The organism is Chryseobacterium sp., from assembly GCF_008014695.1.
Lineage (GTDB): Bacteria > Bacteroidota > Bacteroidia > Flavobacteriales > Weeksellaceae > Kaistella.
Genome location: NZ_VOXE01000003.1, coordinates 396,643 through 420,535, shown reverse-complemented (window position 1 = coordinate 420,535; position 23,893 = coordinate 396,643). Strand labels below are relative to the sequence as shown.

Genomic DNA, 23,893 nt, shown 5'->3' with positions numbered 1-23,893 from the left:
ATCTTTAAAATTTTTCTTAATCTGTTAAAAATGTGTATTTTCGCAAACTGATAAAATTATATACAAATGGCAATTTTAGGAGAAATTAGAAAGCGTCCTTGGCTTTTGATGGGAGCAATTGCAATTGCGCTTTTGGCGTTTTTGGTAAATCCGGCAAGTATTGACAAGGTATTTGGAAAGAATCCAGATGTTCTTGGAAAAGTAAACGGAGAAAAAATTACAAGAGAAGAATATAACGATCAACTCTTCATCATGCAGCAGCAGGCTCAGCAACAGGGTCAACCATCAACAGGTCTTGAAGAACAGGCTTGGCAAATGTTGGTACAGTCGAAACTCATCCAGCAGCAGTTTGAAAAAATGGGTATGGAGATGAATGATGATCTGTTCTGGAATCAGCTTCAGTATGATCCTATGTTTGCCCAAAACAAGCAGAATTTTGACGAGAAAGGCAATTTCAAACTTCAGGAAATCAAAAAACAGGTAGAGGAACTTCAGAAAAGCGGAAACGCAGAATCCTATAACCAGTGGATGAAGACCAGGAAAGCCATTGAATACAGAATGATGGCAAGACAGGTTTTTGCCAATATCTCCACCGGAATTACTACCGGAAAAAAAGAAGCAGAAGAAATGATGAAGCAGAGAGATCAGCTTGCAGACATCGATTTTGTGAAAGTGGATTACACCACTTATCTTCAGAAAAATCCAATTAAGGTTACTACCGAAGATCTGAAAAATTATATCGACCTGCATCCGGTAATGTATAAAACAGAGCCAAGCAGAAATCTAGGTCTTGTTTATTTTCCGGCACAGCCAAGTGCGGCAGATGATGCTGCAGCGCTGAAAGAAATTAACAAACTGTTTGCTGAAGGAACTGAAGCAAGCGAAGGAAAAGAAAACTTTCAGAATACCGCGAACGACTCGATGTTCGTTACTTTGAATTCTGACATGCCTTTCAACAACCAGTATTACAGCCCAAATCAATTGCCACAAGCCATTCAGGCGCAGGTTCCAACTGCAGCTGTTGGGCAGGTTTTCGGACCATATAAAGAACAAAATTTCTATGTGGTTTCTAAACTTTTAGATAAGAAAACTTCAGACTCTACTTTGTCGAGACATATTTTAGTTTCTTACAAAGGAAACCAGGCCGGTGCCAGTGAAACCAGAAGTAAGGAAGAAGCAAAAAAACTTGCAGATTCTATTGGAGCAATTGTTAAAGCTGATCCAAGCAGATTTACAGAATTTTTAAAATATTCATCGGATCCGGGTTCTGCGCAGCAGGGCGGAAGCGTAGGCTGGACAACTCCTGAAACTCCTTTCGTGCCGGAATTTCTTGCCTTCCTGAAAAACAATGGCAAAGGGGCAACTGATGTTGTGGAGACCCAATTTGGTTACCACATCATCAATATTGAAGATAAAAAAGCAGGTGCAATGACTTATAAAGTTGCCAACCTTGTAAAAACCATTAAGCCTTCAGACCAGACAGAAGCTACCGTTGACAGAAACGCGAGAAGATTCATTCAGCAGGTTCAGGGAAAATCGTTCAATGATTTTGTAAATATTGCCAAAAAAGGGAACTATGCATTCTCAAACCCTAAATCAGTAAAACGTTTCGACGGAAAACTGCAAGGCTTAGGAACCGATAAAGATGAAGAAATCATTTCATGGGCTTTCGATAAAAAAAGAGAGAAAAATGATACTGAGTTCTTTACTGTTGAAGGTACGGGAGACAAAATTGTTGCTTTCCTTAACGGAAAACAGGAAAGAGGCCTTGCTGACCCGGAATCGGTAAGAGACCAGATAGAGCCAATTGTGAAAAACCAGCTGGCTGCCAAAAAGATTTCAGAAAAAATAGCTGCTGCAAAAGCGACGAGTCTTGATCAAATCGCAAAATTATTCGCAACAGTTAAACAGTCTGCGCAGGTTAATCTTCTGAATCCTTCTTTAGCAGGAGCTATGGAGCCGAAAGTTGCCGGAGCTGCTTTTGGAGTTGCTAAAGGCAAATTGTCAAATCCTGTAGAAGGAATGACGGGCGTATACGTTGTTTTGAAAAAATCTGAAACCGTAAACAAACAGCCGGGAGACATCAAGCAGATTGCACAGGGCATCACGCAGCAGAATTCGCAGATGTTCGGTCAGCAGTTTATGAAAAGTCTTCAGGACAATTCAAAAATCGAAGATTACCGAATTGAAGTGTGGAATGTTGGTCCGACCCAGCAGTAACACAGGAAACATATAAATTATTAAAAGCGGCAGTTATCTGTCGCTTTTATTTTTTAACTCCATTCCGCAGAGAAAGTATTGAATTAAAAAGTATTATATTTGCTCATTAAAATAAAAAGCAAAGTGAAATTCAGTAAAGAAATAAAAGCGGGCGGTATTGCCCTTATAGCCATCATAGGATTTGTCGTATTATTTCAGTTTATGAAAGGCAAGAGCCTTTTTACAACCGATAATATTTTCTTTGCAAAATATGAAAATGTTGAAGGTCTGGAACCTTCCAGCAAAGTATCGATCAATGGTTTAAGGGTTGGTCAGGTTGATAAAATCATCCCGATCACTCAAAAGGACGGAAGGATTCATTTTGTAGTTCAGATTTCTGTTGACAATGATTTTGAATTTGCCAAAAAATCGACGGTTGAGATTTTCGAGCCCGGAATTATGTCTGCCAAAGAAATAAGAATCAATCTGGCTTATGGCGGCGCTGAAGCAAAAGACGGCGATACTTTGTCCGGAAATTATAAACTTTCCATGCTCAGCAACATTTCGAAACAGGTAGAGCCTGTCAAGGATCAGCTTCAGGGCGTTTTGTTGAAAGTAGATTCGGTAATGACAAGCACCAACCAGATTCTTGACGAAAAAAACAGAGCAGAAATCCGCGCATTGCTGACGAATTTAAACCGCACTGTTGCAGCTTTTGAAGGAACTTCACGCCAAACCAACGCTTTAATCGCCAACAACGATCCCCGGATTCAGAAAATGCTCGACAATGCCAATTTAGCCACAATCAGCGCTAAAACAGCCATTGATAAATATGGAAGAGTTGCCGATGAGGTGGATGTAAAAAAACTAAATAATACCATTGATAAGTTAAGCACCACTGCTGACAAACTGAACGGCGTTATTTCAGGAATTCAAAACGGGGAAGGTTCTCTCGGGAAGCTTGCGAAAGATGAGGAACTGTACCGGAATCTTAATGAATCCTCTTCAAACCTCAACAGCCTGATCCTGGATCTAAAAGCCAACCCGAAACGCTATCTTAACTTCTCGGTATTCGGGAAAAACAGCACGCCTAAAGACTAAAAACCTCTTTCAATATGCAATATATTGACAATATTATTTTCTTCATTGCCCTTATTGTGGGTTTCGGACTTTTTTTTAAAAGTTTAAAAGAAATTTACAGGAACATCCGTCTTGGAAAAAAAATCGACCGGACCGACCAGCCCGCAGAACGATGGAAGACGATGGGCAAAGTCGCTCTGGGACAGAGCAAAATGACAAAACGCCCTATTGCAGGCATTTTACACATTTTTGTATATGTAGGTTTTGTCATCATCAATATTGAACTGCTCGAAATCATTGTTGACGGAATCTTCGGAACGCACCGTTTTCTTGCCGGAATCTTCGGAAATGCTTTTTACGGGTTTTTTACCGCTACTTTAGAAATTCTGGCTGCTTTGGTAATCATTGCAGTGGTTCTTTTCTTTATCCGTAGAAATTTTTATGGCGTAAAGAGGCTCAATATGAAGGAACTTTTCGGTTGGCCAAAAAACGATGCCAACTGGATCCTAATTATAGAATTTGCTCTGATGGTTGCTTTTTTCACCATGAATGCGTCCGACTGGGCACTTCAGCAAAAAGGTGTTTTAGCGGCACACGGAAGTTTTCCGGTGTCATCAAACCTTTTTTCCCCTTTGTTTCAAAACTTCAGTGAAGGGACACTCGAATTTATGGAAAGAGGCGCCTGGTGGTTTCACTTTATCGGGATTCTCTTCTTCATGAATTACCTGTATTATTCAAAACACCTTCACATTATACTCGCTTTCCCGAATACCTGGTTTGCGAATCTCCAGCCGAAGGGAAAATTCAACAATCTGGCTTCTGTAACCGCTGAAATAAAACTCATGATGGATCCCAATGCCGATCCTTATGCTGCGCCGCCGGAAGCTGATCCTAACGCGGTCCCTGATAAATTCGGGGCAAATGATATTTTTGATCTGAATCAGGTTCAGCTGCTCAACGCCTATTCATGCACAGAATGCGGAAGATGTACCGCTGTTTGTCCGGCCAATATTACCGGCAAAAAGCTTTCTCCTCGTAAAATCATGATGGACACACGTGACCGGATTGAAGAAGTGGCGCAAAACATCAATAAAAACGGAAAATTTGTAGACGACGGCAAAAAACTTCTTGATGACCATATCCAGAGAGAGGAACTTTGGGCCTGCACCACGTGCAACGCATGCGTAGAAGCCTGTCCGGTTCTGATTGATCCGCTGTCAATCATTGTTGAAATGCGGAGATTCTTGGTCATGGAGCAATCCGCAGCGCCGCAGGAACTCAATCTGATGATGACGAACGTTGAAAACAATGCCGCACCGTGGCAGTATAACCAGGCCGACCGGCTCAAGTGGGCAACGGAAAATTAATGTAATATCTGCCAATGTAGCATTTGCCAAACCTTTGATAAACTGTTACATTGATAATGAGGTAAATTATAAAAATGGATTTCACTATAAAAACAATGGCAGATTATGCTGCCGAAGGAAAATCTCCCGAAGTCCTGTTTTGGGTAGGCTGCGCCGGCAGTTTCGACGACCGCGCAAAAAAAATTACACGCGCTTTCTGCAAAATACTGAATAAGATTAATGTGGAATTTGCGGTTTTAGGACCTGAAGAAAGCTGCACCGGAGATCCCGCTAAACGCGCAGGAAACGAATTCGTCTTCCAGATGATGGCTTTAACCAACATCGAAATTCTGAATGCCTACGAAGTAAAAAAAATCGTTACGGCCTGTCCGCACTGTTTTAATACTTTGAAAAACGAATATCCGAACTTGGGCGGAAATTACGAAGTCATTCACCACACGCAGTTCTTGAAACAGCTCATGGAAGAAGGGCGTCTGAAAATTGAAGGCGGAAGTTTCAAGGGAAAAAAAATAACCTTCCACGACCCTTGTTATCTTGGTAGAGGGAACGACGAATACGAAGCTCCGAGAATGCTCCTGGAAAAACTTGATGCCGAACTTGTAGAAATGAAACGCTGCAAAACCAACGGTTTATGTTGCGGAGCCGGAGGCGCACAGATGTTCAAGGAACCGGAAAAAGGCAATAAAGACATCAATGTGGAAAGAACCGAGGAGGCTTTGGCTGAATCACCCAATATCATTGCTACCGGCTGCCCGTTCTGCAATACCATGATGACCGACGGTGTGAAGCATTTCAATAAAAATACCGAAGTTGCCGTTAAGGATATTGTTGAGCTTCTAGCGGAAGCAGACGATTTATAAAAGACACCAGATATCAGATCCGAGACAATAGATTAAATGTTCGGTCTTGAATCTTGGGTCTAGTATCTAAAATCTAATTAAAATGAAAATTGAAGAATCCTCTATAGTTGAAACAAGCGATTACCGCGTAATTATTTACCCGGCTTCTCGCCCGTTCACTCCAAAAGAAAGCCGGAAAATAACCGAAAAACTCTACGATTTTCTCGCCACCTGGGCTGCACATGGCAAACCCCTCTCCTCTTCATTCAAAATTGAAAAGAATCAGTTCATCGTAGTCTGCGTAGATGAGGAAAAAGAAGCCGCGTCAGGCTGTTCTATTGATGCTTTAGGCGGCGTGATGAGAGCAATTGATCAGGAATTCGAACTGGGACTTTTCGACCGTATGAAAGCCAGCTTCGTGGAAAATGGTGAAATAAAAACGATGAAGCTTCAGGATTTCAGAAAAAGCCTGAAAGAGGGTCTGATTTCTACTGATATCGAAGTGTTTGACTTTTCAAAAAACACGTATGTCGCTTTTTTAAGTGATTTTATGCTGCCCCTGAAAAAAAGCTGGGCCGGAATTTACGTTGATTAAAAGGATTTCTCTTCCACAGAAATTTCAAATATTTTAGTGGGCATTTCCATTTCATCAAAAACAGAAGACGGTATATCTCCTTTATAGAAAACTGCGCATATCGTATTTTTTGGATGGTAAAGGAATGATAGGTTTTGTTTCCCAACGCCGTCCAAAATAGCTTTAAACACTTCATAACGCACTTTTTGCGGATTATACGCATAATCGTGCCATACCACCACGGAATTTTCGTGTACGAGATCTGTAAAGACTTTTCTGGTATCATTTAGGACCATTTCATACGAATGGTCGCCGTCGATAAAGATCAGGTCATATTTTTTCTGCAGTGAACTGAAATCAAACTCTTTTGTATTGGCCTCCAAATGTTGAATTCCCGGATTTTTTCCGGAGAGGATTCCGTGCTGTTCTGCATATTTCGGATTCCAGCCCATTTCCTTCATTTCCTGAGCCGAAAGATTTACGGTAACACATTCATCAAGGATTTTAGCAACATTGTAGGCACTTTCGCCCCTCCATGTGCCGATTTCAAGATAACTTCTGCAGTTTTCTCTGTTGGCTAGTGTCATGAGTAAATGCAGATCTGTGATCAGGGAACTGCCGTCGAGTAAAAAACTCTCTATCTTTTCCGTTAGCGGCTTATCAGCTAAATCTTTTATTTCTATTTGGGGCAAAAATAAAATATTAGGGTATTTTTGTAAAAAGTTCCTCTTCAATACCTCATTGCTGTTGGTCACCAAATTGATTAAGCTGGGGCGACGAGAAATACCGGAAATAAATGACAGGAATTTTTTAAATTTAGACTGCATATTGATATGGGAATGTAAGTTCCAACAAAGATAATATTACAAATAGATTTTGAGAAAAAAAATACTTTTCATCTCGTCATGGTTTCCCAATAAACTGGAGCCTACAAACGGCAATTTTGTGCAGCGCCATGCCGAAGCGGTCTCAAAACTTCAGGATGTGGAAATCCTTCATGCCATGGGCGACTTCAACCAGCAGGAAATTTATCTTTTTGACGATCAGAGTATTAATGACATCCGTACTTTAATTGTTTACTATAAAAACACCGGAAATCCGATCCTGAATTTCTTTCGAAGAATGAATGCATATAAAAAAGGATTTTCAAAAATGCAGAGACCGGAACTTGTTCATGCAAATGTTTTGCACAATTCGATGCTTTTTGCTGTTTATCTCAAAAAAAGATACAAGATTCCTTTCGTTATCACGGAACACTGGACATCACTTCAGACCGAAAACCATCCTAAAACTTCGGCCATCATAAAAAAAACCGCGGCATTTATCGCCAACCAGGCCTCATATGTCCTGCCGGTCAGCGAAAATCTAAAATCTGGATTGAAAAAACTAGGAATTATTTCCCCTATGAAAGTAATTTCAAATGTGGTTGATACAGAGGTTTTTACGATCGCCAACAAAGAAAGGGAGTCCGAAATTAATTTTCTTCATTTGTCGAGTTTAATTCCCCGAAAAAAGCCTGACAAAATTATAGAAACCGTTATAAAATTACACGAAAACGGATACGCGGTCAAACTGGAAATAGGTGGCGATGGCGATACGGAAACTCTTCGGAAGCTTGTTCACAGACGAAAAGCCGACCACTATATTAACGTGTTTGATGCCATTTCTTACCAGGAGGTGGCTGAAAAAATGCAACAGTCTGACTGTTTCATTCTTTTCAGTGAGAATGAAACGCAGGGATGCGTTATTCTGGAATCCTATGCATGCGGAAAACCTGTAATTGCGACGAATGTAGGCGGAGTTCCTGAATTCGTAAAACCCGGTTTCGGTATTTTAATTGAGAAAAACAATGAATCTGAACTGTATACCAGTATGGAATCTTTCATTAAAGACCAGGCGATGTTTCAGAATCCCACTAATTTAAGGGATTTTGTTCTTGAAAATTTTTCGAAACAGAGTATCGGGAAAGCTTTCACCGCTGTTTATGATGAGGTTTTGAAGAATCCTGTAAATCAAAATCTGTCATGAGAAATATTATAGCGAATTTTTGGCGGAACATTTTTAAAATCGGTTATTTCAGGAAGAAGTATTTTGGGTTTCACCAGCATCTTTTCAGTCCGTATCACCTTTTTAAGAATGTTCGGAAGCAGATACTCTACAGGAATTCCATAAAGTTAAATCTGGATCTGGAAGACTGGATTCAGCAGCAGATTTATTTCCTAGGCGATTATGAAAAGCCGGAAATTGATTTTCTTTATCAGACTCTCAGGAAAGGCGATGTTTTTATTGATATAGGTGCGAATATAGGATTGTTCTCCCTGAATGCATCAGTGGTTTTAGGTGAACGCGGAAAAATTTATGCGTTCGAGGCCTATTTACCAAACTATAAGATTCTCGAGAAGCATGTGAAGACGAATAATTTCCGTAATATTATTACCGAAAATCTGGCCATTTCAGACCGGAAATCAACGTTAGAAATTAAGTACAATGAAAATGAAAGGAATTTGGGCATGGCTTCAGCTTATCTAAAAAATTTCACTTCAACATTAAAAGTTTCTGCGCTGAGTCTTGATGACTACGCCACTGAAAATGAGATAACACGCATAGATTTCATTAAAATGGATATTGAAGGAGGGGAATTTAAAGCACTCCAAGGCATGACGAATATTCTCAGGATGTTTTCTCCAAAGTTATTAATTGAGATTAACAGCGAAGCTTTAGAGTCCACAGGTCATTCAGAGTCTGATATTCTGGATATTCTTGACAATTTCAATTACGGGAAAACTCTGGTTCTCAGCCAGAATGAAAATTCTTACAATGCCTTATTTGAATGCACAGTATGCTAAATGACAACCAAATGAATTCAGGATTTTCTTTAAAAATAAAAGATAAAAAAGTAAAGACCTTATTTTCAGCTGAAAATTATGATTCATTCTTGGTGGAAAATGACGGAGTTGAAATGGCTGTTGAAGGCGTCATCCTCAACAAAAAAAAATTACTCGAAGAGTACTATTTCAACGATTTTAGTTTATTGTTTCTAAAATTTTATACTGAAAAAAAGGAAAAGTGCATCAATGAACTGGAAGGCGAATTTCGCGGATATATCTGGGATAAAGTAAGAAAAAGGATTTTTGTATTTACCAACCCAACCGCTACCCAAAGGGTATTTTATGCCAAAACAAATAATGTAATTTTCATTGACAGCAATCTCGTACGGCTGAGTACTAGTCTGAAAACTACTGGGATAAATCCCACTCCTGACATTCAGAATATTTATCAGTTGCTTAGTTTTGGTAGCATGCTCGAAAACGCTACCCCAATCCGCGATGTATTCAAAGTTCTGGATGGACATTATATAGAAATAGACCTCGAAAATCACTCTATAAAAGAAAAAGGATATTTTTCTCTTGAAAACATATCATATTGGGCTCTTTCCAAGGAAAAAGCTATCCAAGAAATCCATGAACTGTTTGCTGAAAATATCAAGGCTGAATATCGTAAAGATGACGAGTACAGATCAAAACATTTTGCATTGATCAGTGGCGGTTTGGACAGCAGAACGGCAATGCTGTACGCCGTTAAAATGAATAAAAAACCTGACACCGCTTTCTGTTTTTCACAGTCCTCCTATCTTGATGAAAAAATATCCAGAAAAATTGCCAAAGATTTCCAAATAAAATATGAATTTCAGCCATTAGATGGAGGCAGCTACCTGAAAGAAATCGATAAACTAACCGAAATATCTGAAGGATGTGGTCTTTACACAGGTGGAATACACGTGAATTATGCTTTTGAAAGGCTGGCTGAGACCGATTTTAAAATCGTTCATGGCGGAGCAATAGGCGACGGAATATTGGGCGGATTCAATTTAGTTCCTTACCGGCGCAAACCTGAGGGAGAAAAACTAATAATCAACAGGAGTTTTTTATCGAAAGTCGGAACTTCATTTGACGATGCCAAAAATTTATACGAATCGGAAGAATTATTTTATCTCAGGAATGTTGCGTGCAATAAAACGGTCTTAGGAGCGCAAGTAATTCAGCAATACGCATATCAAACATCACCTTTCATGACGAAGGAAATGTTGAAAATGGCCATTTCGATCCCCGAAAAATGGAAATTTAAGCAACGTTTTTATTTAGACTGGATTGCAAAGCATTGTCCTGAAGCTACAAAATACCGGTGGGAACGCACGCTAATGAAACCGGATGCTAAATGGAAAACAGCATTTGGTGATCAGGTGGTGAAAAGAGGTTTTAAAATCGTACACGATAAAATCCTTAAGACCCCTCAAAAATCGAGCATGTATCCTTATCAGTACTATTTTGATCAGGATAACGAAATTCAGAAATATTATCAGAAATATTTTGAGGAAAATCTTCATCGCGTGCAGGCCTATCCTGAATTATCAGCAGACCTTCTGGTACTTTTCGATTCTCCTGATTTTTATTCAAAATCCCAGGCTGTAAATATTTTATCGGTATTTAAACTCTATTTTTAAGTGAAAAACCTGCAGGAATTTTTGCGAAGCTTTATACAGAACAAGGGTCAACACGTCTTCCTTTCGCTTCTGATTGCAAAACTCTGTGCGTTTCTGGGGTCATTATTTATTATCCGCCTTCTGCCGGAAAATGAATTTGGCGTGGTGAGCATTGTGGCATCTGTGTTTGCCATTTTTGCTCCGTTCAGCGGCTTCGGAAGCCAGCAAAGTTTGCTGCGTTTCGGTTCGCTGGCCGAGGAGTCTTCCGGCAAAAAAGCACTCTCCAAATACCTGCTGGTTACGGGATTCCGTTATCAGATGTTACTGAGTATTGTTTTTCTGGCTGTGAGTTTTTTCTTCATAAAAAAGTATGAAGATATTCTGCTGATGTTTCTTTTTTTTGGAGTGCGGCTCGCTGGCTTCTTCTTTCTCAACCACATTCAGTCGGATCTCAGAATTAACGGCAACAACAGAGGCTTTGCACGCGTCAGCAATTTTGTGAATATTTCAGGACTCATCCTTCTTCTTACGCTTTCTTATTTTTGCGGACTGCACGGATACCTTATCGCGATGGCAGCAACCCCTTTTCTCTGCTTCTTTTGGTACAGAAAAGACTTATTCGATTATTCAAACGAAATTTTTAGTTTTAAGAAAAAGGAAATCTGGAATTACGGGCTTCACGCCTCTGCAACCGCGTTGCTATCGGATATGCTTTTTTCTGCTGATGTTCTTTTTCTGAGTTTCCTCACCAATGAAAATGCGGTGGCAAATTACAAAGTGGCCATTCTGATTCCGGCCAATATCACTTTTCTCGCCTTGACTTTTATGCAAAGCGATTTCCCTTCTTTGGCACGGAACTATAAGGACAAAAACTTCCTGAAGCGGTATATTTCCAATTATTACAGGATTTTTATTCCGCTCACGATTATCATTTTCGCCGTTGGTTTTCTCTGGAGGGAAGATATTCTGCATCTTTTTTTCAGTGCAAAATATACGGATAATTCACTGATTTTCGCCTTGTTATTGGCCGGTTTCTGTTTCAACATGCTTTTGCGGAATCTTTATGGAAATATGCTTTCCGCCGTTGGAAAAATGAAGATCAATACTGCGGTTTCGGCTTTCACGCTGTTTTGTTTATTGCTCTTTTCCTGGTTTTTGGTTCCGGAAGCAGGAATCAGGGGAATGGCTTTAAGTTTGACGGTAAGCATGTTAATTTCCGGGGTACTGTTGCTTTTCGCGTTCCTGCAGTATCTGAAATCTTTAAAATAAATTATCTTTGTTTTTATGAAAAATGCTTTTTTTGGTTTCTGCACCGTCCTTTTTTTGCTGCTTTCCTGCCGAGGAAATGATGATGATATTCAGCGGATCGATCAGACGCTTCAACTGTACATTGACTCTGCAGGAACTGATATGCTTGATGCGACTCTCCCCGGGGCATACATCAATGTGGCGATGAACGATATCAACGGGCTTACCGACAACGCACCGGCCCCTTTCAGCATTAAAAAAGATGCCGACCTCCACAGTTATCTGGAATATATTGCAGGAGCGAGAAGAATAAGAATTGACTCCACCGCCGATTCCAAAACCTACGAATCAAAAATCGCCCTGAATCTTACCAAAAAAATCAATGATTCCACTCAGGTCATCACGAATGATACCCTCACTCTTCAATATCATTTCTCATCAACACTTTTTCAGATTTCAAAAGTCTGGTATAACGGTGTTCTGTCTTTCACGAAAGTAGAGGGAGCACCCAATATCATTAAAATCCAGAAATAAATTTCGGTTCGGGAAATTTTAAAATTGTAAATTTGCCACACTTTACTGGCCGACAGAGCGTTCGGACTTCATATATCAATTATCAATTATTTTACGATGTTACAGGTTAATTTTTTGCGCGAAAACAAAGACCGCGTTCTGCAGGGTCTAAACAAGAGGAATTTCAAGCAGCTGGATTTGGTGGATAACGCCATCGAAGTTGATGATGAAAGAAAAAAATACCAGTTCGCCCTTGACCAGAATCTGGCGGAGATGAATAAAATTTCGAAAGAAATCGGTATTCTGATGAAGGAAGGTAAAAAAGAGGAAGCCGAAGCTGCTAAATCAAAGACAGCAGAATTCAAGGAAAATGCCCAGGAACTTCAGCAAAAATTAAAGGATGCTGAAGCAAAACTGCTGGAAATCCTTTACCTTATTCCGAATATCCCTCATGAAAAGGTAGTGGCAGGAACTGCAGCAGAAGATAATGAAATCATCTTTCAGTCTCACGATGTGGAAGGTTTGGGCGAAGGCGCCATTCCGCACTGGGACCTCGCAAAAAAATACAGTTTAATTGATTTTGAACTCGGCGTTAAAATTGCCGGAGCAGGTTTTCCGGTTTATTTCGGAAAAGGAGCGCGGCTGCAGCGGTCTTTGGTTCAGTATTTTTTGGATAAAAACACCGATGCAGGTTATCTGGAAGTCAATCCGCCGCATGTGGTAAATGAAGCTTCAGGGTACGGAACCGGGCAGCTTCCGGACAAAGAAGGACAGATGTATTTTGCAAATGAAGACAATCTGTATCTGATTCCGACGGCGGAAGTTCCCGTAACGAATTTATACCGCGATGTTTTGCTCGACGAAAAAGACCTCCCTATAAAAAATACCGCATTTTCCCAATGTTACCGACGGGAAGCCGGAAGCTACGGCGCTCACGTTCGTGGTTTGAACAGACTCCACCAATTCGAAAAAGTGGAAATTGTAAGGCTGGAAAAGCCCGAAAACTCTTATGCCGCCCTCGAAGAGATGGTTGAGCACGTTAAATCACTTTTAACAGACCTTGAACTGCCTTTCCGGGTTTTAAGGCTTTGTGGAGGAGATATGGGCTTCACTTCATCCATGACTTACGATTTTGAGGTTTGGAGCGCTGCTCAGGAAAAATGGCTGGAAGTTTCTTCTGTTTCCAATTTCGAAACATTTCAGGCAAACCGTTTGAAATGCAGATTTAAAAGCGACGGAAAAACACAGCTCGTTCATACCCTGAACGGCTCTGCTTTGGCTTTACCGAGAATTATGGCCGCACTTTTGGAAAATAATCAAACCGAAAATGGGATTAAAATTCCTGCAAAAATTGCAGCCTACACAAAATTTGACGTGATTAATTAAAGCGAAGTTATCATTTATCAGCAGTTGTGAATTCTTTCCCATTACGGTTTGTGCATTTCATACTTCTTTTTCATATTGAGAAAATATCTCTCATACGTAACGAATGATAACCAGGAGATTATAACCGTAATTGAAATTGCGGAAAAGTATAAGATCAAATTATACAGCGCGACATTATCTGTTCTTGGAATATATTTCACTAAAAATACAATAATAATCCAATGGTAAAGATAGATACCGTAAGAAATTCTGCCCAGAAATTTCGTTACAGGATTATCAATTTTTATTTTTGAATTGCCGACGATCTGAAAGACAGAAAATGAAAATAGTAAGGAATAAAAATCATCATTTAAATGGTTTAATCTGAACTGAAAAAACCACAGCACAAATGGGAGGAAGGTAATTGCTATTTTGAGCCAATTATATTTCTGAAAGCCAGTTCTGTATCTATTCTTAAAGTAGATGAAGCCAGAAAGAGCGCCCATAATAAGACTGTTAAACTTTGTTCCATAGAAAAACCTCGTAATTACGTTATAAACCTCATTGCTGTTAATAAATATCAGGTTTACAAATTTGAGAAAATAGGGTAAAATTGTGAGACCTATGATCAAGAGAAGAAAATATTGTACTGTCTTTTTTTTAATGATGAAAAGAAAAATGACAGGCCAGAAAATATAAAACTGCTCCTCTGCTCCAATAGACCATATTTGAGGGCTCACGTCCCAAACTTCATTAAAGGCGTAAGCAATATTTGGCAAAATAAGAGTAGGTAAAATAATTCTCAATAAGGAATAATCGGGCTGAAAAATAACATAGGAAAGGAACAGGACCATGTAATATAGAGGCCATATTCTTAAAATTCTTCTTATATAAAAATTTTTAATACTAACTGTGCCGTATTTTTCTTTCTCAACCAATAAAAGATAGGTAATTAAAAAACCACTTATCACAAAAAAAAGCATAACCGATAAATGACCATCAGGATAAATTACTGTCGGGTGATCTACAAGATTGTACAATTTATTGGATTGTTTAATTAATTCCAAATGGTCAAATACAACAATAAAAGCCGCCAATGCTCTTAAGGTATCCAGTCCTTTTAAATACTTCATTAATTAATTTACAGCTTGGTTGTAAAAATTGATTTGTTCCGGTATTTATTTACCGCATTTTCAAATATACAGAAAACGCCAATAAATTTCTGCAAAAATCGCAGTTTACGAACAATATGACTTTATTAATTAAGCTTTAACAGCGCATAAAAAACCACTGAAATTCAGTGGTTTTCTATTAATGACAGGTGGCATGATTTCCCTGATGATGCTCCGCGGAATCGTTATGGATGACCTGTAAAACTTCTTTTTGTGGAGAAATGTAAGGAATACCGATCTGCAGGCCCCGAAGAATAATAAGTCCGCCTAGAATAATCATCATTACCGGAACGAATTTCAGCACCTTGATCCTGAAAGCCTGAGTCACAAGACTTCCGGCCAGAACCACCGCAAACATAAAAGGTAAAGTTCCGAGGCCGAAAAGAGCCATGAAAACGGCACCTTCCCAAATTCCTCCGGAAGCCAGACTCGCAGTTAAGGCCATATACACCATTCCGCAGGGCAGAAATCCGTTTAAAATTCCGGTCGCAAAACGAGACTGGTAATCTGCTTTGCGGAGCAGTTTACCCAGATTCATCTTTACTTTGAATAAAAATGTAGATAGAAAAGGGATTTTTGAGGCAAAATCTTTTCCTCCAAAAGAGAAAAGAGCCATTACAATCAGGAGAACTCCAACAGCTATTGTTAAATACTGCTGAAAGCCAGCTAAGGCAAACCCTTTACCAACGACTCCTAACAAAGCTCCCAAAAAGGAATACGTTGCAATTCTGCCGAACTGGTAGGTAAGATTCTGAAGATAAAAATTGGCCGCCTGCTTTTTGGTAAGACCCAATGAAAGAGCGATAGGACCACACATTCCGATGCAGTGGAAACCGGAAGCAAATCCCAAAACCAATGCTGAAAGAATGAGTGTTATTTCCATAGAACGTCGTAATCGAGTTGATAAGGTTTCTTATTTTCGTACCACCGGACTTTCAGGGTATAAGAACCTGAAAAAATTACCTTTTTGGGAATCAGGAATGATTTCTGCGCATTCAGGGTTACCTCCTTTTTCAGATCAAGGTTGGAATCATCTGTTCTGAAAAGGGTAAAACTTACTTTTTGGCCATCTACTTTGATGCTTTCCGGGAAAGTAATCCTGATTCCTTCAGGAAGCTGGCTGTAAGCAGGCTTTACTGATATTTTCTCCGCATTGTGTTTGGCATCAATCACTTCCTGATACGCGAGTTCATCCTGATAATAATTATCGGAGACCAGTTCAGAATTCTTCATCCCATTGGCAAAGAAAAAAATCAGGAATAAAATAAACGCTATAAATAAGCCGAGTGCGAGGATAATACCATGACCCCAGCTGAATTTTTTAAACATATTTCTAAAATTGCAGTTTAAACGGACCTTCGAAATATGTTTCAAAGGTATCTAAAAGTTCTCCCTTCTGGTCATACACCCCGATTTTCACATTTTGTTTAGAGAGCTTCATTTCTTTTTCAGGAAAACTTACATTAACGGTTCCTTTCGTCATTTCATCTTTTTTCAAAATAATCTTACCGCTGCCACTCAGGGAGATTTCACCATGAGCAGGTTCTATGATCTTAATGGAGACCACCTGATCGCTGTTGGATTTGTTTAGAAAGGTATAATTATAAGTATTGCTGATCTTACCGTCTCTCACAAAAAATGAAGATCCTGCGGGTTTTATGAATTTGGCTTCCATAGAACCTCTGTTATTAAGCAAAAATCCTAAAAAACCAACCATAAGCACCAATACCACCGTGTAGGCTTTCATCCTTCCAGTAAATTTAAACGGCGTTTCCTCTTCAATTTCCTGTTCGGTTGCGTAGCGAATCAATCCAGGCGGCAAGCCTGTTTTGATCATTACTTCGTCGCACGCGTCAATACACGCCGTACAGTTTACACACTCGAGCTGCTGACCGTCTCGGATGTCAATTCCGGTTGGGCACACGACCACGCACTGGTGACAATCGATACAGTCGCCTTTTCCATTCGCTTTTCTGTCTTCTCCTTTTCTCCATTTTGAGCGGTTCTCGCCTCTTTTGAAATCATAATAAACGTTGATGGTCTGTTTATCGATGAGAACTCCCTGTAATCTTCCGTACGGACACACCATTGTGCAGACCTGCTCCCGGAACCAGGCGAAAGTGAAGTAAAAAGCAGCCGAAAAGAGGATCATCGCCAGAAAACTCTTGAAGTTGTTGAAAGGTCCCTCATGAACCATTTTAAAGACTTCTTCATGCCCCACGATGTACATAAACATCCAGTGCGTAATAACCAGGGAAATAATCACGAAAACAGACCATTTAAGACTGCGTTTCCAGATCTTCTCGGTATTCCATTCCTGCCTGTCAAGTCTCATCTGCTTATTCCGGTCTCCTTCAATCAGATATTCGATTTTACGGAAGACCATTTCAAGAAAAATAGTCTGGGGACAGACCCACCCACAAAATATCCTTCCGAAAACAACAGTGAAAAGAATGATGAATATGATGGAAGTTATGGCTCCCAGAGCCAGAATAAAGAAATCCTGAGGGTAAAAAGGCTGCCCGAATATAAAAAAGTGCCGGTCGAGCACGTTGATGAGAAGTGCAGGATTGCCATTGATCTTTAAAAAAGGTAAACCAAAAAATAAAGCCAGCAACACCACCGCAACAATTGTTCTGTAGTCGGTATATCTTCCGCTCGGTTTTCTTGGGAATACCCACTTCCGTTTACCGGACTGCTCCATGGTGCCAACGGAATCCCGGAACGTTTCTGCTTCTATAACCTGTCCTTGCCCTCCTCTGAAAACATTTTCTTCTTCAGTCATCGATATGTATTTTACCAAAAAAACATAACCTGTTATCTTAATTTCTAAAATAACACATTATGTTTTCAAGTTTATTTGTTTTTAAATTTTTATTTCTCCCATTTGGCTTCGGTTCCCTGAGGAGCCGCACCACCCTGAGCTGGTGTAATAGGAGGCTGTTCCTGATTGATGTGGTAAACATAGGCTGCAACCTGCTGAATCTCGTTACCTGAAACCACTCCGTTTTTTCCCCAAGGCTGCATCGCAGGATTATTTGGGGAACCGTTCTCAACCATATAGAATACATTTTTGAAAAGGGTCTTTTCTGGCTGGTTGATCCAGAATTTATCTGTAAGATTCGGTCCAATGCCTCCTTTACCACCTTCTCCGTGACAGGAGATACAGTTGGTCTGGAACACGATTTTCCCTGCTTCCACTTCGTCTTCCTTAAATTCTGCAGTTTCAATAGTAGCCTGCGGAACATTTTTCATGTATTCAGCAACGGAAGCTGTCTGCGCAACATATTCTTCATCATATTCCTGTTTCTGATGGGCAAAATCCGTCAGGAAATAGGAGGTCATATAAATCACACAATATGCCACTCCGAACCAAAATAAGCCAAGCCACCACTTCGGCAACTGATTGTCCAGTTCCATAATCCCGTCGAAACCATGATCGATAAGGATATCTTTTTCTTCTGTAGCCGTTTGTTTCTTGAAAGCACTTTCGTACAGTCTTTTAAAATAAGGCGTGTTTTTCTCTTTAATATATTCCGCTTTCTCAAGATCCGTTAGTTTTTTGAATCGGTCATTCTCGATCAAATCTCCAAGCGCATTCTGGATCATGGCCAGAATTACGGTAATGATTACCGTTCCCCAAAAATATGGCGATGCAATGAAAGAAGAATTCTGAACAAACATATAATACAAGATGAAAAGGATCACCAGTATGATTGCGATGGTTACGTAAACGGGGGTTCTTTGTTTCATGATAGTTTTAATTAAAAAAATTAAAGTTTATTTTCTTCTGTATGATCATCGTCTAAAGGAGCATTTGCTTCCTCGTCATAATGTTTTTTAGACCGGGAAAAAACGTAGATGATAATTCCGAGGAAAAAAATCAGAAAGATCAGCATCGACAATGTTTGGTAAAAACCAACATTTTCGCCGTTTGATAAAATGTCTTTAAAACTTTGGGGGATCATGATAATAACTTTAAAATTATTGAGTGCTCGCAGTTTTTATTTCAGTCGTTTTAATATCGGTACCAAGCCTCTGCAGATAAGAGATCAGTGCAATGATTTCTTTCTTTTCAAGCGGAGTAAAATTGGCACCTTCCGTTGCCTTTCTCTCAGCATATGCCTGTTTTACATCGGCAGCTTCAGAGAAGATCTGTTTTACAATATGAGTGGCCTGGTTGTCTGCCCACTGGTCTGCCGAATCAATTTCTGCTTTCGTATAAGGAACATCAAAAGTGTTTTTCAGCAAATTCAATTTAGCTTTCATATTGCTTCTGTCCAAATCATTTGCAATCAACCAAGGATAACGAGGCATAATGGAACCTGCAGATGTAACTCTTGGATTCAGCATGTGTTTGTAATGCCATGAACTCGGGTTTTTACCCCCCTCTCTGTGCAAATCGGGTCCGGTTCTTTTTGAACCCCAAAGGAACGGACGGTCATAAATAAATTCTCCGGCTTTGGAATACTGACCATTTTTACCGTTGAATCTTACTACTTCGTCACGGAAAGGCCGGATCATCTGCGAGTGACAGGCGTTACAACCTTCTCTGATGTACAGATCTCTACCTTCCAGCTCCAAAGGTGAATAGGGCTTCACTGCAGCAATTGTAGGAACATTTTCCTTGATTGTCAGTGTCGGAACAATTTCAATAAAACCCCCGATTGCCACTGCTACAAATGAAAGAATGGTTAAAATCAAAGGCGTTCTTTCCAACCAAAGGTGGAAACCTTCTCCTTCCTTTCTTTTCTTAGAAACGTTTGCCAAAGCAGGTGCTTCTGCAGGAACTTCTTTCTGGAAAGAGCCCTGTCTAACTGTCGCAATAACGTTTACGACCATCAGTATAGCACCACTGATGTAGAGAAGGCCTCCTGCAAACCTCATCCAGTAATATGGAAGGATAGCAGTAAGAATATCCAACCAGTTTTTGTAGTATAAAGTTCCGTCCGGGTTAAACTGTTTCCACATCAAACCTTGGGTAAATCCAGCGATATATAAAGGAACAGCGTAGAAAATAATTCCCAAAGTTCCCAGCCAGAAATGCCAGTTTGCCAATTTTACAGACCATAGTTTCGTTCTCCAAAGGATTGGAAGTAGGTAATAGATCATCCCGAAGGTCATGAAACCATTCCATCCGAGCGCTCCAATATGAACGTGCCCAATTACCCAGTCGGTAAAGTGACCAATTTTATTCAATGATTTTGTTGCCAGAAGGGGTCCTTCGAAAGTCGCCATTCCGTAACATGTAAGTGCCACAACAAAGAATTTAAGCACCGGATTTTCGCGGACTTTATCCCAGGCTCCTCTTAATGTTAGAAGACCATTCAGCATCCCACCCCACGACGGAGCAATCAGCATGATGGAGAAACCGGTAGCAAGCGCCTGAGCCCATCCCGGAATCGCAGTATATTGTAAATGGTGAGGTCCTGCCCAAATATAAACAAAGATGAGGGACCAGAAGTGAATAATAGACAGTTTATAGGAAAATACAGGTCTGTCGGCAGCTTTCGGCATGAAATAATACATCAGTCCAAGGATTGGTGTCGTTAAAACAAACGCAACCGCGTTGTGACCATACCACCACTGAACCAAAGCATCTTTTACTCCCGCATAAGCTGAATAAGATTTCCAACCGGTGAAAGATACAGGAACTTCCAGATTATTGAAAATATGAAGCATTGCAACGGCAACCCATGTTCCCATGTAGAACCAGATGGCGACATATAAATGGCGCACTCTTCTGATAGCGATGGTACCGATCATATTCACTCCGAAAATAATCCAGACAACGGCGATTAGAATATCAATTGGCCATTCGTGCTCAGCATATTCTTTGGAAGTGTTGATTCCCATTAAAAAAGTGATAACAACGGAAACGATCATTAACTGCCATCCCCAGAAATGAATCCACGAAAGTGTATCGCTCCACATTCTGGTTTTCAGCAGTCTTTGGGTGGAATAATAAGCTCCCGCAAAAAATCCGTTGGCTACAAAGGCAAAAATAACCATACTGGTGTGAAGCATCCGGATTCTACCGAAGCCGAAAGCACCCTGCGTATTGATTAACCCCTGCAAATTCCCGCTCTGTAAACTGTTGATGGTTGCATCATCCGTTCCAAAGAAAAATTCCGGAAGTTCTGGATAGAAAAGCATTAATGCGGCGGTAAGTCCCAATAAAAAACCTAAAAGCCCGAAGACTACGGTTGCATAAAGAAACGCACGCACTATACTATTGTCATAACTAAACTTTTGTGTTTCCATATTAACTAATCACTTTTTCTTCTAATTTTTTTGTTTTTTCTTTTTCAGATTCCTCTTTAATAATTTCAGAATCCAGGAGTATCCGTACAGCAGGAGATTCATCATCATCAAACTGCCCTTTCTTTGCATTGACTATAAAAATGATCAGGAAAACTACAGCTAAAGAAACACTGCAGAGAATCATTAAATACAGGATATCCATTTCTATGCAAATTTAAGGTATAAAACGCTCCAAATTTAATCAAAAATAATGATATTCATCACCATCCGGTAAATTTTGTCAATTTAAAATATTTCTAAATAATGCCCTTTCAGAGGGATAACAGCGTGTTTTTTAAAGCTTTGTAAAATCGTAATCACCAAATGCATTTTTTGAAAATATTTTTCCCGGATGCGCGCTCATATCAATTTAAAATACTTTGTACTCCTCCACCACGTCGCAATCGAGGTAAATGCGACCACCGTCACAGAACTCATCGGCATGATGATCGCCGCAAAAAGAGGCGAAAGATGTCCTGTTACAGCAAAAGAAAGTCCCACGATGTTGTAGAGAAAACTGATCCCGAATGTAATTTTAACAATTGTCATCGCATCTTTGCAAAACTTCAGGTATTTTTCAAGATCGCTGAGTTTTTCTCCCGCCATAATTACATCTGATGACGGCGTGAAGGAATTCGTATCATCGGCAATGGCGATTCCAACATTGCTTTGTTTTAACGCGCCGGCGTCGTTCAGTCCGTCGCCCAGCATTGCTACTCTTTGGTTTTGGTCCTGCAGTTTTTTAATATAGTTCAGTTTATCCTCCGGACTTTGATTGAAAGCCATTCCTTCGAGTTCTGGGATTAAGTCCTTCAGCGACTGTTCTTCAGAAGCATTGTCACCGCTCAGAATATGGATTTTATAGTGCGCGAGACTTTTAAATAACGGTTTAAGCCCCTCCCGGTATTCATTTTTAAAGATATACTTGCCTAAAAACTCATCATTTTTGCTGATGTAAACAGCGGTTTCCAAATTTTGGGATTTCTGACCAACCAGCTTAGCAGACCCGATCCGGTATAAATTACCCCTCACTTTGGCTTCATAACCTTTCCCGGGAATTTCCCGGAAATCTTCAGCCGGGAAATATCCATCTTCCGTTTCCGAAAACTCGTAGAGCGATTTGGAAAGCGGATGATTGGAGTTTTTAAACAGACTTTTCAGGTTTTCCAGGTCAAAATCATCAATTTCTGCGCCTTCATACCGGATATCTGATTTTTTATGATGTGTGATCGTACCGGTTTTATCAAAGACAAGGACTTCACTTTTTGAAATTTTCTCAATGGTTAAAGTATCCTTTACATAAAATTTGTTCCGACCCAGAATCCGCATTACATGCCCGAAAGTGAACGGTGCAGAAAGCGCCAGTGCACACGGACAGGCAATAATCAGAATCGCTGAGATCACCTGGAACATTTTTTCGGAATCAGTCCTTCCCCAGTAAAGTCCGGCAATCAGCGTGATTCCTAAAATAATGAAAGTGAAATATTTTGAAATTTCGTTGGTTAAAGTATCCAGTCCCGTATCGTATTTCCTGAAGGCCTCTTTGTTCCAAAGCTGGGTCAGATAACTCTGATTGACCGTTTTAATCACTTCAAGTTCCAGCGCCGAACCGAGCTGCTTTCCGCCAGCGAAAATTTTGTCTCCTGCTTTTTTCGGGATCGAAGCGCTTTCGCCTGTAATAAAACTGTTGTCGATATTTCCTTCCCCTTTTATCAAAATGGCATCAACAGGGATAATTTCCTGGTTTCTTACCATAATCCGGTCTCCGATTTTTAAATCCGACAGGACAATGTTTTCCTGTTTTCCATCGAAATCGACTTTAGTTACCGCTATCGGGTAGAAAGATTTGTAATCCCGGTCGTATGAAAGGGCGCTGTACGTCCTTTTCTGGAACACTTTCCCCATCAGCATGAAGAAAAGCAGTCCGCAAAGCGTATCGAAGTATCCTGCGCCGTAATCAGTGACTACTTCATAAATGCTTCGGCCGTAAAGCACCAGAATCCCAAGGACAATCGGGACATCAATATTTACAATCTTATTTTTCAGCCCGAACCAGGCGGACCTGAAATAGTCGGACGCAGAATAAAAAACTACCGGAGTGGCAAGCAGAAACATGATAAACCGGAAAAGATGTTTGTAATGATCCCAGTAATAATCATTGGTTCCCAATACATCATTGGTGTACTCGGGATAAGAAAAAAACATTCCGTTTCCGAAGGCAAAACCAGCAATTGCCAGTTTAATGAGCAGGGTTTTGTCTAAAAAATCCTCCTTTTTTTCAGCAGTTTCGAGATTAATGACGGGTTTGTAACCTAAATTGGTCAGGAATTTCGCCAGATCGCTGAGTTTCAGTTCTTCATGGGTGAACGAAATCTGCACTGTTTTCCGCGTAAAATTCACCTGAGAATAGTGGATGCTTTTATGCAGCGTATGAAGACTCTCTAAAAGCCAAATACACGATGAACAGTGAATGACCGGGATTTTAAAAGTGACCAGCGTGGTATTCCCTTCGGAGAAATCGGTGACTTTGGTGAAAATTTCAGGCGTATCAAGATAATCAAACTGAGATGTGTTCTCGTGGTTTGGCCGGATTCCGGAATTTTTGTTGAGTTCGTAAAAATTTCCGAGATCGTGGCTGTTCAGGATTTCGAAAACCGATTTACAGCCTGTGCAGCAAAAGATTTTTTCCTCAAAAAGAATCCTTTCTTTATCAATAATCTGACCGCAATGAAAACAGTTTTCTGACAACTTTT

Annotated in this window: 21 protein-coding genes; 11 read left to right on the top strand and 10 right to left on the bottom strand. The window is 40.1% G+C overall.

Annotation, left to right across the window (positions count from 1 at the left end; genetic code table 11):
• Window positions 1-66: 66 nt before the first annotated feature.
• From FUA25_RS09800 to FUA25_RS09780, 5 genes are all read left to right on the top strand, one after another.
• Window positions 67-2,220, top strand: a complete 2,154-nt coding sequence (locus FUA25_RS09800; protein WP_147756730.1) for a peptidylprolyl isomerase — start codon at window positions 67-69, stop codon at window positions 2,218-2,220.
• Between the two features lie 123 nt (window positions 2,221-2,343).
• A complete protein-coding gene (locus FUA25_RS09795; protein WP_147756729.1) occupies window positions 2,344-3,300 on the top strand; it encodes an MlaD family protein in 957 nt (318 codons plus the stop codon).
• Between the two features lie 14 nt (window positions 3,301-3,314).
• On the top strand, window positions 3,315-4,646 hold the full coding sequence (locus FUA25_RS09790; protein WP_147756728.1) for a (Fe-S)-binding protein: 1,332 nt from the start codon (window positions 3,315-3,317) through the stop codon (window positions 4,644-4,646).
• A 74-nt stretch (window positions 4,647-4,720) separates the two neighbouring features.
• Entirely contained in the window at window positions 4,721-5,506 is a 786-nt protein-coding gene (locus tag FUA25_RS09785) for a (Fe-S)-binding protein (protein ID WP_147756727.1), read from the top strand.
• Between the two features lie 82 nt (window positions 5,507-5,588).
• Window positions 5,589-6,080, top strand: coding sequence for a hypothetical protein (locus tag FUA25_RS09780; protein ID WP_147756726.1), 492 nt, complete (start codon window positions 5,589-5,591; stop codon window positions 6,078-6,080).
• Here FUA25_RS09780 and FUA25_RS09775 read toward each other — a convergent pair.
• Entirely contained in the window at window positions 6,077-6,751 is a 675-nt protein-coding gene (locus FUA25_RS09775; protein ID WP_185146688.1) for a class I SAM-dependent methyltransferase, read from the bottom strand. The genes FUA25_RS09780 and FUA25_RS09775 overlap by 4 nt on opposite strands.
• 184 nt (window positions 6,752-6,935) lie before the next feature.
• On the opposite strand from FUA25_RS09775, the gene FUA25_RS09770 reads away from it, so the two are divergent.
• From FUA25_RS09770 to serS, 6 genes are all read left to right on the top strand, one after another.
• Window positions 6,936-8,087 carry a glycosyltransferase gene (locus FUA25_RS09770; protein ID WP_147756724.1) on the top strand — a complete coding sequence of 384 codons (1,152 nt, stop codon included), beginning with the start codon at window positions 6,936-6,938 and terminating at the stop codon, window positions 8,085-8,087.
• Window positions 8,084-8,905 carry an FkbM family methyltransferase gene (locus FUA25_RS09765; RefSeq protein ID WP_147756723.1) on the top strand — a complete coding sequence of 274 codons (822 nt, stop codon included), beginning with the start codon at window positions 8,084-8,086 and terminating at the stop codon, window positions 8,903-8,905. The genes FUA25_RS09770 and FUA25_RS09765 overlap by 4 nt, the downstream gene beginning before the upstream one ends.
• A gap of 11 nt (window positions 8,906-8,916) precedes the next feature.
• The gene (locus tag FUA25_RS09760; protein WP_185146687.1) at window positions 8,917-10,560 is read left to right on the top strand and encodes an asparagine synthase-related protein; all 1,644 of its coding nucleotides are present in this window, start codon (window positions 8,917-8,919) and stop codon (window positions 10,558-10,560) included.
• Window positions 10,561-11,808 carry an oligosaccharide flippase family protein gene (locus FUA25_RS09755; RefSeq protein ID WP_147756721.1) on the top strand — a complete coding sequence of 416 codons (1,248 nt, stop codon included), beginning with the start codon at window positions 10,561-10,563 and terminating at the stop codon, window positions 11,806-11,808.
• A 15-nt stretch (window positions 11,809-11,823) separates the two neighbouring features.
• A complete protein-coding gene (locus FUA25_RS09750) occupies window positions 11,824-12,321 on the top strand; it encodes a hypothetical protein (protein WP_147756720.1) in 498 nt (165 codons plus the stop codon).
• 96 nt (window positions 12,322-12,417) lie between these two features.
• Window positions 12,418-13,686 (top strand): serine--tRNA ligase, encoded by a 1,269-nt coding sequence (serS, locus tag FUA25_RS09745; protein WP_147756719.1) that lies wholly within the window; start codon window positions 12,418-12,420, stop codon window positions 13,684-13,686.
• 41 nt (window positions 13,687-13,727) lie between these two features.
• On the opposite strand, the gene FUA25_RS09740 is transcribed toward serS, so the two are convergent.
• From FUA25_RS09740 to FUA25_RS09700, 9 genes are all read right to left on the bottom strand, one after another.
• Window positions 13,728-14,798: an acyltransferase family protein gene (locus FUA25_RS09740; protein WP_147756718.1), complete on the bottom strand. Its 1,071-nt coding sequence runs from the start codon at window positions 14,796-14,798 to the stop codon at window positions 13,728-13,730.
• A gap of 178 nt (window positions 14,799-14,976) precedes the next feature.
• Window positions 14,977-15,720 carry a sulfite exporter TauE/SafE family protein gene (locus FUA25_RS09735; protein ID WP_147756717.1) on the bottom strand — a complete coding sequence of 248 codons (744 nt, stop codon included), beginning with the start codon at window positions 15,718-15,720 and terminating at the stop codon, window positions 14,977-14,979.
• Window positions 15,711-16,166 (bottom strand): FixH family protein, encoded by a 456-nt coding sequence (locus tag FUA25_RS09730; RefSeq protein WP_147756716.1) that lies wholly within the window; start codon window positions 16,164-16,166, stop codon window positions 15,711-15,713. Before FUA25_RS09730 ends, FUA25_RS09735 begins: the two co-directional genes overlap by 10 nt.
• Window positions 16,167-16,170: 4 nt before the next feature.
• Window positions 16,171-17,622, bottom strand: a complete 1,452-nt coding sequence (gene ccoG / locus FUA25_RS09725; RefSeq protein WP_147756715.1) for a cytochrome c oxidase accessory protein CcoG — start codon at window positions 17,620-17,622, stop codon at window positions 16,171-16,173.
• Window positions 17,623-17,711: 89 nt separating this feature from the next.
• The gene (locus FUA25_RS09720) at window positions 17,712-18,590 is read right to left on the bottom strand and encodes a cbb3-type cytochrome c oxidase N-terminal domain-containing protein (RefSeq protein WP_147756714.1); all 879 of its coding nucleotides are present in this window, start codon (window positions 18,588-18,590) and stop codon (window positions 17,712-17,714) included.
• Window positions 18,591-18,610: 20 nt separating this feature from the next.
• Complete coding sequence (locus tag FUA25_RS09715) at window positions 18,611-18,805, bottom strand: cbb3-type cytochrome oxidase subunit 3 (protein ID WP_147756713.1); 195 nt, start codon at window positions 18,803-18,805, stop codon at window positions 18,611-18,613.
• 16 nt (window positions 18,806-18,821) lie between these two features.
• A complete protein-coding gene (gene ccoN, locus FUA25_RS09710; protein WP_147756712.1) occupies window positions 18,822-21,101 on the bottom strand; it encodes a cytochrome-c oxidase, cbb3-type subunit I in 2,280 nt (759 codons plus the stop codon).
• Window position 21,102: 1 nt separating this feature from the next.
• Window positions 21,103-21,303: a cbb3-type cytochrome oxidase assembly protein CcoS gene (ccoS, locus tag FUA25_RS09705; protein ID WP_147756711.1), complete on the bottom strand. Its 201-nt coding sequence runs from the start codon at window positions 21,301-21,303 to the stop codon at window positions 21,103-21,105.
• Window positions 21,304-21,500: 197 nt separating this feature from the next.
• Entirely contained in the window at window positions 21,501-23,888 is a 2,388-nt protein-coding gene (locus tag FUA25_RS09700; RefSeq protein ID WP_147756710.1) for a heavy metal translocating P-type ATPase, read from the bottom strand.
• Window positions 23,889-23,893 lie beyond the last annotated feature (5 nt).

What these genes read in the sequence shown, in the direction of transcription:
- FUA25_RS09800 (WP_147756730.1), top strand. Translation starts at nt 67, where the DNA reads ATGGCAATTTTAGGAGAAATTAGAAAGCGTCCTTGGCTTTTGATGGGA.
- FUA25_RS09790 (WP_147756728.1), top strand. Translation starts at nt 3,315, where the DNA reads ATGCAATATATTGACAATATTATTTTCTTCATTGCCCTTATTGTGGGT.
- FUA25_RS09785 (WP_147756727.1), top strand. Translation starts at nt 4,721, where the DNA reads ATGGATTTCACTATAAAAACAATGGCAGATTATGCTGCCGAAGGAAAA.
- FUA25_RS09780 (WP_147756726.1), top strand. Translation starts at nt 5,589, where the DNA reads ATGAAAATTGAAGAATCCTCTATAGTTGAAACAAGCGATTACCGCGTA.
- FUA25_RS09765 (WP_147756723.1), top strand. Translation starts at nt 8,084, where the DNA reads ATGAGAAATATTATAGCGAATTTTTGGCGGAACATTTTTAAAATCGGT.
- FUA25_RS09760 (WP_185146687.1), top strand. Translation starts at nt 8,917, where the DNA reads ATGAATTCAGGATTTTCTTTAAAAATAAAAGATAAAAAAGTAAAGACC.
- FUA25_RS09750 (WP_147756720.1), top strand. Translation starts at nt 11,824, where the DNA reads ATGAAAAATGCTTTTTTTGGTTTCTGCACCGTCCTTTTTTTGCTGCTT.
- serS (WP_147756719.1), top strand. Translation starts at nt 12,418, where the DNA reads ATGTTACAGGTTAATTTTTTGCGCGAAAACAAAGACCGCGTTCTGCAG.
- FUA25_RS09740 (WP_147756718.1), bottom strand. Translation starts at nt 14,798, where the DNA reads ATGAAGTATTTAAAAGGACTGGATACCTTAAGAGCATTGGCGGCTTTT.
- FUA25_RS09735 (WP_147756717.1), bottom strand. Translation starts at nt 15,720, where the DNA reads ATGGAAATAACACTCATTCTTTCAGCATTGGTTTTGGGATTTGCTTCC.
- FUA25_RS09730 (WP_147756716.1), bottom strand. Translation starts at nt 16,166, where the DNA reads ATGTTTAAAAAATTCAGCTGGGGTCATGGTATTATCCTCGCACTCGGC.
- ccoG (WP_147756715.1), bottom strand. Translation starts at nt 17,622, where the DNA reads ATGACTGAAGAAGAAAATGTTTTCAGAGGAGGGCAAGGACAGGTTATA.
- FUA25_RS09720 (WP_147756714.1), bottom strand. Translation starts at nt 18,590, where the DNA reads ATGAAACAAAGAACCCCCGTTTACGTAACCATCGCAATCATACTGGTG.
- FUA25_RS09715 (WP_147756713.1), bottom strand. Translation starts at nt 18,805, where the DNA reads ATGATCCCCCAAAGTTTTAAAGACATTTTATCAAACGGCGAAAATGTT.
- ccoN (WP_147756712.1), bottom strand. Translation starts at nt 21,101, where the DNA reads ATGGAAACACAAAAGTTTAGTTATGACAATAGTATAGTGCGTGCGTTT.
- ccoS (WP_147756711.1), bottom strand. Translation starts at nt 21,303, where the DNA reads ATGGATATCCTGTATTTAATGATTCTCTGCAGTGTTTCTTTAGCTGTA.